At 61.1% G+C, this 2,896-nt stretch carries 3 protein-coding genes; 2 read left to right on the top strand and 1 reads right to left on the bottom strand.

Annotated elements, in window-relative coordinates; translation table 11 throughout:
• Window positions 1–28: 28 nt before the first annotated feature.
• Window positions 29–241: a hypothetical protein gene (locus tag WBQ77_RS11995; protein ID WP_424060440.1), complete on the bottom strand. Its 213-nt coding sequence runs from the start codon at window positions 239–241 to the stop codon at window positions 29–31.
• A 110-nt stretch (window positions 242–351) separates the two neighbouring features.
• Here WBQ77_RS11995 and istA point away from each other — a divergent pair, with 110 nt between their 5' ends.
• Together istA and istB are read left to right on the top strand one after the other, a co-directional pair.
• Entirely contained in the window at window positions 352–1,851 is a 1,500-nt protein-coding gene (gene istA / locus WBQ77_RS12000) for an IS21 family transposase (protein WP_424060441.1), read from the top strand.
• Complete coding sequence (istB, locus tag WBQ77_RS12005; RefSeq protein ID WP_424043454.1) at window positions 1,848–2,624, top strand: IS21-like element helper ATPase IstB; 777 nt, start codon at window positions 1,848–1,850, stop codon at window positions 2,622–2,624. The genes istA and istB overlap by 4 nt, the downstream gene beginning before the upstream one ends.
• Window positions 2,625–2,896 lie beyond the last annotated feature (272 nt).

The following is a 2,896-nucleotide window of genomic DNA, read 5'->3' on the forward strand; positions in this document are numbered from 1 at the left end:
ATACGACTTGGCCTTTCCGCATTACGTGCTAGTTGGCGACCTGCCTCCTGATCTCCCAGCTTGTTAGATGCGGAATATCCAGCGCCATGTAGCCACCAGCACCAGCAAGCTTAGGCATTGCTTCACAAGAAAATGGCTCCGTGCCCGTGATGCCGGCATATTTGCCCGAGCCGCCCGTGATGACATGGGTCCCACAAGCACCCTTCACCCCAAGCGCCTTGTCGACGTCGCGTGTAACCACCGGCGCAATACTCGGCCAGTGAAGCGGCGGCTTGGTGCGGCTGCGCCGGAGTAAAACCCGGCCACTGTGTAGGCTTGGGCTTTTCCGATTCGGGAGGGCTTGAGCGAGGGATGTTTGCCGTGGAGATTTACGCGGCGGTTCGCCAGTTCGTACTTGTCCAGGGTAACAGTCGGCGCGAAGCTGCTCGGGTGTTCGGTGTAAGCCGGGATACCATCGCCAAGATGTGCGCCTATTCAGCGCCACCGGGCTATCGTCGGAGCCGGCCGCCGACACGCCCCAAACTCGATCCGTTTGTGCCGATCATCGATGCGATTCTGGCGGCGGACAAGGACGCACCAAGAAAGCAGCGTCATACCGCCAGACGGATCTTTGAGCGCCTGCGCGACGAGCACGGGTTTACGGGCGGCATTACGATCGTGACCGACTATGTACGTGAGGCGCGGCAGCGAACTGCCGAGAAGTTCGTGCCGCTGCGCCATTCGCCGGGTCACGCTCAGGTCGACTTCGGCGAAGCCATCGGTGTGATCGGTGGTGTGCGGCGGAAGCTGCACGTCTTCTTCATGAGCCTGCCGCACTCGGATGCCTGGTTCATGAAGGCCTATCCGGCGGAGACGACTGAAGCCTTCCTGGACGGCCATGTCTCGGCGTTTGAGTTCTTCGGCGGGGTCCCGCAGTCGATCCTCTACGACAATACCAAGCTGGCGGTTGCCAAGATCTGCGGCGACGGCACGCGCAACCGGACGCAAGCGTTCACCGGCGTGATCAGCCATTACCTGTTCCGCGACCGCTTCGGTCGCCCCGGCAAGGGCAACGACAAAGGCAAGGTCGAGGGGCTCGTCAAGAATGGCCGTCGACGCTTCCTGACGCCGGTGCCGGTCGCTGCCAGCTTCGATGGGGTGAATGCGCGTTTGGAGGCATCCTGTCTCAAGGATCAGGATCGCAAGGCCGGCAACGCCGACCGGACGATCGGGGAGCGCCTGCTGGATGATCTGACAGCGTTCCGTGCCTTGCCTGCTGCTCCGTTCGAGCCTTGTGAGGCGAAGGCGGTCCGCGTCACGTCGACATCGCTCGTTCGCTACCGGCGCAATGACTACTCGGTGCCGACGACCCATGGGCTGCGCTCGGTGATCGTGAAGGGCTTCGTCGATGAGGTGGTGATCCTGTCAGGCACCGAGGAGATCGCGCGTCATCCCCGCAGCTATGAGCGCGGTGCCTTCGTGTTCGATCCATTGCACTATCTGGCACTTCTAGAACAGAAGCCGGGTGCACTGGATCAAGCCGCCCCATTGCAGGGTTGGAACCTGCCGGAACAGTTCGACCATCTGCGCCGGCTCATGGAGCAGCGCATGGGCAATCGCGGCAAGCGAGAGTTCATCCAGGTCCTTCGCCTGATGGAAGTGTTCGAACAGGACCTCGTCGCAGGCGCCGTCAGTCAAGCGATCCGGCTCGGCACGATCAGCTTCGATGCAGTCAAGCAGTTGGCTGTTGCCCGGATTGAGCGTCGTCCGCCACGTCTTGATCTCGATGCCTATCCGCATCTGCCACGCGCCACTGTCCAGACGACACGGGCCGCCAGCTATGCAGCCCTCGTTGAAAGGTCGACGGCATGAGCGAGACTGAAGCCACAGATCCCAAGGTCTTGCTTGGGCACCATCTCAAGAAGTTGAAGCTGCCGACCATCCTCGCCGAATACGACAAGCAGGCCAGGCAGTGCGCCGAACAGGGCATTGATCACCCGCGCTATCTGCTACGCCTCGTTGAACTTGAGCTGATCGAACGCCAACGCAGAAACGTCGAGCGGCGGATCAGAGCTGCGAAGTTCCCGGCATCCAAGAGCCTCGATAGCTTCGAGTTCAAGGCGCTGCCCGATCTCAATAAGGTGCTCGTCCTGGAACTGGCGCGGTGTGAGTTCGTGATCAGGCGCGAGAACATCATCGCGCTTGGACCTTCCGGCACCGGCAAGACGCATCTGGCGATCGGGCTTGGTCTAGCTGCCTGCCAGAAAGGCATGACCGTCGGCTTCGTGACGGCGGCTGGCCTCGTTAATCAGCTCGCCGAGGCACGTGACGAGAAGCGTCTTATGCGTCTGCAAGCGTCGTTGGCGAAGCTGCAACTGCTCATCATCGACGAACTGGGCTACGTGCCGCTCTCGCAGACGGGAGCTGAGCTGTTGTTCGAGGTGATCTCTCAGCGCTATGAGCGCGGCTCGACGATCGTCACCTCGAACCTGGCCTTCGAAGACTGGACATCCGTGTTCGGCTCAGAGCGGTTGACCGGCGCACTCCTGGACCGCCTTACCCACCATGTCCACATCCTAGAGATGAACGGCGACAGCTACCGCCTCAAACAGTCCAAGGCTCGCCAAGCCAGCCACGGCCGCTAACCTCACCATCGAAGAATGGCGCAAAAGCACAAGAGCCCCTTCGCGAAGGGGCTCTTGTGCTTCAACAAACAGCAACGCTTAGTGGCCGACTTTTACTCCGGTGCGCTGGCCTAACTTTGCTCCGGCGTTGACATCGCGAGGATGATCGCGCGGTATTTGCCGACAAGGGCTATGTGAACGAGAAGAAGAAGCGTGCGGCGCGTCGGGCAGGCGTCTATTGGGCGGTGAAGGAGAAGCCAAAATCGCGGCGGCGGCTGTCGTCATCACAGAAG

The sequence above is a fragment of the Methyloceanibacter sp. genome (genome assembly GCF_049590335.1).
Lineage (GTDB): Bacteria > Pseudomonadota > Alphaproteobacteria > Rhizobiales > Methyloligellaceae > Methyloceanibacter.